This window comes from Gordonia sp. (in: high G+C Gram-positive bacteria), from assembly GCF_012515855.1.
Lineage (GTDB): Bacteria > Actinomycetota > Actinomycetes > Mycobacteriales > Mycobacteriaceae > Gordonia.
Map to the genome: position 1 here is coordinate 1 of NZ_JAAYXO010000144.1, position 7,799 is coordinate 7,799.

The 7,799-nt window shown below is 68.1% G+C and carries 8 protein-coding genes; 5 read left to right on the top strand and 3 right to left on the bottom strand.

Going from position 1 to position 7,799, the window contains the following annotated elements:
• Positions 1-167: 167 nt before the first annotated feature.
• From GX543_RS10860 to GX543_RS10870, 3 genes are read left to right on the top strand one after another with little or no spacing between them, the layout of a single operon-like run.
• Positions 168-1,310, top strand: coding sequence for an SPFH domain-containing protein (locus tag GX543_RS10860; RefSeq protein ID WP_290851913.1), 1,143 nt, complete (start codon positions 168-170; stop codon positions 1,308-1,310).
• A 49-nt stretch (positions 1,311-1,359) separates the two neighbouring features.
• A complete protein-coding gene (locus GX543_RS10865; RefSeq protein WP_290851915.1) occupies positions 1,360-2,607 on the top strand; it encodes a hypothetical protein in 1,248 nt (415 codons plus the stop codon).
• Between the two features lie 2 nt (positions 2,608-2,609).
• Positions 2,610-3,140 (top strand): hypothetical protein, encoded by a 531-nt coding sequence (locus GX543_RS10870; RefSeq protein ID WP_290851917.1) that lies wholly within the window; start codon positions 2,610-2,612, stop codon positions 3,138-3,140.
• A 24-nt stretch (positions 3,141-3,164) separates the two neighbouring features.
• On the opposite strand, the gene GX543_RS10875 is transcribed toward GX543_RS10870, so the two are convergent.
• Positions 3,165-4,151, bottom strand: coding sequence for an aminotransferase class V-fold PLP-dependent enzyme (locus tag GX543_RS10875; RefSeq protein WP_290851918.1), 987 nt, complete (start codon positions 4,149-4,151; stop codon positions 3,165-3,167).
• 115 nt (positions 4,152-4,266) lie between these two features.
• On the opposite strand from GX543_RS10875, the gene GX543_RS10880 reads away from it, so the two are divergent.
• Together GX543_RS10880 and GX543_RS10885 are read left to right on the top strand one after the other, a co-directional pair.
• Positions 4,267-5,139, top strand: a complete 873-nt coding sequence (locus GX543_RS10880; protein WP_290851920.1) for a hypothetical protein — start codon at positions 4,267-4,269, stop codon at positions 5,137-5,139.
• A 23-nt stretch (positions 5,140-5,162) separates the two neighbouring features.
• Entirely contained in the window at positions 5,163-6,290 is a 1,128-nt protein-coding gene (locus tag GX543_RS10885) for an isochorismate synthase MenF (protein WP_290851922.1), read from the top strand.
• On the opposite strand, the gene GX543_RS10890 is transcribed toward GX543_RS10885, so the two are convergent.
• Together GX543_RS10890 and GX543_RS10895 are read right to left on the bottom strand one after the other, a co-directional pair.
• On the bottom strand, positions 6,265-7,470 hold the full coding sequence (locus GX543_RS10890; protein ID WP_290851923.1) for an O-succinylhomoserine sulfhydrylase: 1,206 nt from the start codon (positions 7,468-7,470) through the stop codon (positions 6,265-6,267). The two genes, GX543_RS10885 and GX543_RS10890, sit on opposite strands and share 26 nt — an antisense overlap.
• Before the next feature lie 11 nt (positions 7,471-7,481).
• Positions 7,482-7,799 (bottom strand): rhodanese-like domain-containing protein (locus tag GX543_RS10895; protein ID WP_290851924.1); only part of this gene is annotated, 318 nt, incomplete at its 5' end.

Sequence of the window (7,799 nt, forward strand, 5' to 3'; positions counted from 1 at the left end):
CCGCGTATAGCCGCTGTTCTCGCCCGCTGCCGCTCCGGCAGCGGGCGAGATCGCTTTGCGCCCTTGAATGTCGACCGTCCGACCGAAGGTGTCCGACTCGTACGCTGTAATGGAGGACACGAACAGGACCGAGCCGCCTGCGGCTCGACGACGTAGGGGATGGCTCCATGGGAATCATCGGCAAGATGCGCGGCGAGCTCGTCGACATCATCGAATGGATCGACGACTCGCGATCGACGCTCGCTTGGCGGTTCCCGCGCTACAACAACGAGATCAAGAACGGCGCGGAGCTGATCGTCCGCGAAGGGCAGCAGGCGGTGTTCGTGTACCGCGGCCAGTTGGCCGACCAGTTCGGCCCAGGTCACTACCAGCTGACCACCGAGAGCCTGCCGATCATGAGTACGATCCAGGGCTGGAAGCACGGGTTCAACAGCCCATTCCGCAGCGAGGTCTACTTCATCAATCGTCGGCCGGTCACCGACCTGCGGTGGGGAACGCCGAACCCGATCACGCTTCGCGACCCCGACTTCGGCATGGTCCAGGTCCGCGCCAACGGTCTGTGCGTCATCCGCATCGCCGATCCGGAGATCTTCCTGCGCGAGGTGATCGGCACCGACAGTCGGGTCGGCTCGGAGGAACTCGCCGAGCTGTTGCGCCGAGTGATCGCAACCGCCTTCTCGGACATGATCCTGGAGACCGGTGTCGGCGCGATCGATCTCCAGGGCAAGCAGGTTCAGCTCAGCGAACAGTTGCGCGGGTACGTGCAGACCCGCATCGACGACGAGTTCGGCCTGTCGGTCGAGTCGATCGAAATGAACATCTCACTGCCCGACGAGATCACCGCCGCCATGACACGCGGCGTGGCACGCGGCGTCGAAGAGCGCGGGTTCACCAACAACGTCGGCGACATGCAGCGCTTCCAGCAGGGACGGGCAGCTGACGCCATGCTGGGCGCGGCGCAGAATCCCGGAGGCTCAGCGATGGGCGACCTGATGGGCGCGGGCATGGGCATGGCGATGGCCAGTCAGATGGCCAATCAGTTCGGTCAGGCGGGCAATGCCCCGGCGCAGACGCCGCCGCCGGTCCCCGCAGCGGTCAGTTTTCACATCGAGCAGAACGGCGCCGCTGCCGGGCCCTTCACCGTCGACCAGCTCCGCGGCGCCATCACCGCGACCACCCTGGTCTGGGCGCCGTCGTTGACCGGATGGACGCCTGCCGGCCAGGTGCCCGCACTGTCGTCGCTGTTCGCGCCGACTCCTCCGCCGCTGCCACCGCAGGCACCGCCGACGCCTCCGCCCACGGCGCAATAGTCTCGCAATCCGTCAGTCCGTATTCCCGTCGATCCCAGCGGAGAACCTCGTGACACAGCCACCCGACGAGCACCGACCCCCGGTGCCGCCCGTGCCTCCACCGCTGCCTAACGCACCCCACCGAGCAGCCCCGCCGCTGCCGCCGGCCGCTCAGCCCGCACCGACGGGGGCGCCGACCGCGTCGGACCGCGAAGTGCAGCATGTGACCGAGCAGACCCGCACCTACCCGTGCGGGTCGTGCGGCGCATCGCTGGTGTTCGACCCCGCGCACCAGAATCTGACGTGCCCGTCGTGCTCGACGTCGTACTCGATCACCCTCGATCCGACGGCGACCCTCACTCGCCATCCGCTGCAGACGACGGTCAGCCAACTGCGGGCACTGGCGGCGCCGGCCGGCCAGACCGGCAACGAGCACGAGGTGATCTGCCAGTCGTGCGGCGGTCGGACGATCTTCAACGGCACGCTCACCGCCACCCGGTGCCCGTACTGCGCCACCCCGATTCAGCGCACGGACATCCAGGATTCGCCGGAGCGCCTCGCCGTCGACGGGATTCTGCCGCTGCAGGTGCCGGAGGACGCGGCGCGAAGCAGCATTCAGCAGTGGATCAACGGCCGCTGGTTCGCGCCCACCGAGTTCAAGAAGTATCGGACACTCGGCTCCTTCACCAGCGTGTACATGTCGTACTTCACCTACGACGCCAACACCGTCACCCACTACACCGGTCGTCGCGGCGACGACTACTGGGTGACCGTCGGGTCCGGCGACAATCAGCACCGCGAGCGACGGACCAACTGGCGGTCGGTGAGCGGCGTGGTGCACAACCAGGTCCGCGACCTGCCCGAGGCCGCGAACACCGGCCTCGATGCGGGGCAGGTACGCGAATTGGAACCGTGGCCCATCCAATCCGCGACGCCGTATCAGCCGGAGTTCGTGGCCGGGCACCTGTCCCGGACCTACGACCGCGATCCGCTCGAGGTGTTCGAAGGGGCGGCGAAGCCGCGGATCAACAACCTCATCGATTCATCGATCCGACGCGACATCGGCGGCGACCACCAGCAGATCGGCAACAAGCAAACCACGTTCGCTCTGCTTCAGTTCATGTACGTGCTGCTGCCGCTGTGGCTGTTGACCGTCAACTTCGACGGACGTCCGTTCCAGGTCCTGGTCAACGGGCTCACCGGCGAGGTGCAGGGCGAGCGACCGTGGAGCAAGGTCAAGATCGTCTCGCTGGTGGTCACGGTGATACTGGTGATCGCGCTCATCGCGGTCGCAATCTACTTCTCACAAGGAGGTTGACGTTGTCCATCATCATCATCCTGGCCATCGTGTTCGCTGCCATCGGGCTCGTGGGCATCGTAGTCGGCGGCGTGATCCTGGCGACGTCGTCGCGGCGGACGCAGAATCAGAGCGCGACCATTCCCGGTGTCGACGTTCCCGTACCCCAGCAGTGGGCACTCGGCCACGACCCCGAAGCGCGGCTGCACCGACGGATCGGCGCGGTGGTCTCATCGCTCGACAGCACCATCGGAAAAGCAGGCGTCACCGATCTGGAGACGCGCGCCGGACTGATGCTCGACGCCACCGCCATCGACAATCAGCTGGTCGCCATCTGGTCGCTGCCGCGGAACTCGAAGCCTGCGGCTCTCGCCGAGGTGGAGCCACGCGTCGTCGCGCTGGAGCAGGCCGCAGCCGCAATGGTCACCGCGCCCGGCCTCGACAGCACCCCGCTGCCGGACCTGCCGCCGATCCCGCCGCTACCCGGTACAGCCCTGCCCGGTTCGGCGCCTGGCCCGGCCAAGGCTGCCCGCCCCGAGGCCGACCAGGCGTAACCCGCCTGTTCGAGCGCTTCGGGCTCAGGCCGCGGCGACCGCCGATCCCCCGAGCGCGCGCAGCAGACGGTCGACGTCGTCGAACGTGGTTCCGAGACCGACCTGAAGGCGCACCGCGCGTCCGGTGCGCCCCGGCGTCACCGGCCCGCTGTCGCACCCGGCGATGCCGTGCCGCACCGTGAGCTGTCGGACCACGTCGTCGGCTTCCCGACCGTCCACGGCCAAGGCCACCATCCCCACCCGGTCCAGCGGGTCGTCGAAAGCACTGAGCGATCGCACGCCCGGCAGCCGGCCCAAGCCGGCATCGAGGCGCTTATGCAACGCGTACTCGCGGTAGCCGAGTTGTTCGAAGCCGATGGTCGCCAGCTGATCCACCGCCGACGCGAAGGCGTCGACGGCGACCGCTGTGGGCGTCGTCGGCGTCGCACGGTCTGACGCCGCCAGCCAGTCTGCGCGCCCGATCAAGGCGGTCACGTCGAACGGCACGTCGAGCACGCGACTCGAGATGAGCGCGTAATCGATCCCCCACGACGTGAGCGAGACGGCGCGGTGCGGAAGCAGTCGCGCTGCGTCCACCAGGATCCGGGCGTCATGCCGATGTGCGGCCGCCGCCAGCCGCCCGATCGGCAGTACCTCACCGGTCGCCGCGGACACCGCTTCCACGACCACCAGTGCTGCGGGTGCACGAACCAGTTCGGCTTCGAGGAGGGTGATCGTCTCGTCGATCGAACGCGTCGCGACCACCGACCGCGCGTCGGCGGTCACCGCCCGGGAACGACCGCCCGCCTCGAGAACGACCACCTCACCGGGCGCGATCTGCGGAAGCAGAGACGCCAACTCGGCCGTTCTCCTGGCCAAGACGACGACGTCGTCGATCCGGCCGCCGACGCTCCGTCGCAGACGATCGTGCGCGTCGTCGCGCGGCATGCCCGCAGTCGCCGACGACCCAGCGGTGCAGTGCCGGACACGATCGCGAGCGGTGGACCGCCTGATCGGAGTTGTCGAAGTCATGCCTTCGACGGTGCCCGACGACGTCATTCATCGGAAGCATTTGACGCACGGCGGGTGCAACGGGGCGTCGACCACGGGTTAGCGTGGAGCACAGCACCCGAGGAAAGGACTCCAGGTGACCCATCCATCCGATCCTCACGCCCCGCACGGGGCTCCCGGGCAGTTCGGCGAGACGCAGATCGGCGTCCCCCAATTCGGGGGCGGGCAGTTCGGGGGCGCACAGCAGGCCCCGCAGCAGCAGGCGCCCTACGGGCAGCCACCGGCTGCTCCGCCCTTCCAACCGAACCCGTCCTTCCAGCCGAACCCGTCCTTCCAGCCGAGACAGCCCCAGCCGGGCCCGTTCCAGCAGGCCCCGTTTCCGCAGGGACAGTTCGGTCCCGCCGGCCCCTTCGGTCAACCCCAGTTCGGCCAGCCGTTTCCGCCGCCGACCAAGAGCCGCAAGCCGCTGATCTTCGGTCTGCTGGCGCTGGTGCTCGCCATCGCCGCGGTGCTGACCGTCGTGATCATCGCACCGTGGAAGTCGTCGGAACCCGAGGAGGTGGTCGCGACGTTCGAGTTGGCAGACGGCGTCTCCGTCAACGTGCGACTCCCCGTCGGATGGTCCGCGGCCACCGACTCCGAGAAGAACGAGACGCTGATCCGCATCCACCAGGACGACGAGGAACGTGTCCTCTCGCAGCTGTCCGACAACCTGCGGACCCTCGACAAGTCCGGGTCGGGCAGCCCGATGCACATCGTGGTCATGTTCACCGGCGCCTGCACCACGACCACGACCACCGACGACTGGGCCACTCGCAACAAGGACGACTCCTCGACGAACCACACCGAACGGTGGATGTACGCATCGTCGAAAGTCGACGACCGCAAATGCCTCAACCTGTCCGGTGTTGACAGCGCAGCCGACTCGACCGCCGCGGGCACGGTGGCGCGCGACCTGTTGCAGCAGCTCATCAATGAGGATCGTGTCACAGCCAGCAAGTCGGTCTAACCGTTCACGGGTACCCTGACCAGGTGTCTTCCGGTCTCTCGTTTGTGCTGTCGAACACCGAACTCAACGCCCGCGGATTCGGTGTCCGCGCCGCATATGCGTCGGTGCATGACGCCGCGGCTGCGCTCCGCACCGGCCGAGCAGAGTTCGTCGGCGGCGCGATCGGCTTCGACACCTCCGGCATCACGTCGCTGATCGCGCCCGAACGCGTCGACTTCGCGCCCGTCGACGACAACGTTCACACCGAGCCAGACCCGGTGGTCGAGACGCTGTCGGTGACCCCGGACGCTGTACATCGGGCGCGGGTGGTGGCTGCCATCGAGGCCATCGACGCCGGCCGGGTGCAGAAGGTGGTCGTCGCACGGAGCCTGGAGGCGGAACTGTCCGAACCGGTGGGTGCGGAGGCGATGGTCCAGCGGTTCACCGCGACCGCAGGCGATTCGACGGTGTTCGCCGCCGATCTGCGCGCCGCCCCCGGCTACGACGGCAAGTGGCTCATCGGTGCCAGCCCCGAGCTCCTTCTCCGCAAGCGCGGCGCGACGGTGCACTGCGTCCCGTACGCGGGTTCCGCGCCACGATTCGACGCCGACGGCAGACTGGTCCCCGACGCCTCCGAGCAGCTCCAGCGCTCGGACAAGGACCTCCGCGAACACGCGTACGTCGTCGACTACCTGCGCGAACTGTTGGCGCCGCTGTGCACCGAAATCGACGTCCCCGATCGTCCGACCACCATCTCGACGCGTCACGTGTGGCATCTGGCGACGCCCATCACCGGCCGACTCGCCGATCCGTCGATGACCTCGCTCGACTTGGCCGCCCTGCTCTCGCCCACCCCCGCGGTCTGCGGTACGCCGACGCGCGCAGCCGCCGAGCTGATCGGCGAGATCGAGGGCGACCGCGACTTCTACGCGGGCGCCGTCGGCTGGTGCGACGCCGCGGGCGACGGCGAGTGGGTGGTCTCGATCCGCTGCCTGGAGTTGGACCCCCGTGCGTCGGACACCGACAGGGCCCGGATCCGCGCCTGGGCCGGCGGCGGCATCGTCGCCGGTTCCGACCCCGATGCCGAGGTCGCCGAGACCACCGCCAAGTTCCAGACGGTCTTGACGGCCTTGGGCGCGGCGAAGCCTACAGCGCGTCCAACGCCCCGCTGAGATCCCTGATCAGATCGTCGGCGTTCTCCAGCCCGATCGACAGTCGGACCATCGAATCGGTCAGACCGATCGCCGCACGACCATCGGGGCCCATCGCGCGGTGCGTGGTGGTCGCCGGATGGGTGATCAGGCTCTTCGCATCACCCAGGTTGTTCGAGATGTCGATCACCTGCAGACCGTTGAGCAGCGCGAACGCCGTCTCCTTGCCCGACTTGCCGGGCACGTCGGCCAACTCGAAGGTGATCACCGTGCCGCCGCCCGACATCTGCGATTTCGCGAGATCATGTTGCGGGTGCGAGGCCAGGAACGGGTAGATCGCCTTGGCCACCCGCGGGTCGGCGTCCAGGAACTCGGCGACGCGCAGCGCGGTGGCCACCGACTGGTCGAGCCGAATCTTCATGGTTTCCAGCCCCTTGAGCATCACCCAGGCGTTGAACGGACTCAGCGCCGGGCCAACGTGCCGCATCAGGTTGCGGACAGGCCCGTCGATGAACTCGGCGGTACCGAGCACCGCACCGCCCATCACCCGTCCCTGGCCGTCGATGTGCTTGGTTCCGGAGTAGACGATGACGTCGGCGCCCATCTCGGGACCGCGCTGCAGCAGCGGCGTCGCGAACACGTTGTCCAGGACCACCTGCGCGCCCGCGGCGTGCGCCATCTCCGAGACCTTGCGGACGTCGACGAGCGTCTGCATCGGGTTCGACGGCGTCTCGAAGAACACCGCGTCGGTCGGCTCCGAGAGCGCACGCTCCCACTGGGCGAGGTCCTCGCCGTCGACGAAGACCGTCTCGACGCCCCACGAGGGGAGGATCTCATTGCAGATCACGAAGCACGACCCGAAGAGGCTGCGGGCGGCGACCAGGCGGCTGCCCTTCTTGAGCAGCGCGCCGAGCGCGACGAAGACCGCGGCCATGCCGCTCGCCGTCGCGAAGCACGCTTCGGTGCCTTCGATCTGGCGAAGACGTTCCTGGAACATCGCGACGGTCGGATTTCCGTAGCGGGTGTAGACGAATCGCTGGTCCTCACCGGTGAACGCCCGTTCGGCGGCCTCGGCCGACTCGTAGACGTATCCGCTGTTCAGGTACAGCGCCTCGGACGTCTCGAAGAATCCGGAGCGCAGCATTCCGCCGCGGACGGCGATGGTCTCGGGCGACACCCAGTCCGGTAGTGATCCGCTCACGATTCTTCTCCTTACGCCTGCTGCCAGGGCAGCAGCGCTGCCCTCCACCCTGCACCGCCGCGGTGCCCCTCGGCGTCGAGCGGGCCTTCGAACCCGTCAAGAATGTTGTACGCCTGTCCGTAACCGGCCGCGGTGGCGGCCTCCGCAGCACCCATCGATCGATGCCCCGAACGGCACAGGAACAGCACCTCGTCGTCTTCCTTGACACCCGCCGCGCGCAGTTCGGCGACGAACTGCGGATTCAGGGCGCCGTCGGGGTAGTCGAGCCACTCCACGAACACGGTGCGCTTGCCGATGGTCGTGAGGTCGGGGACCCCGACGAAATTCCA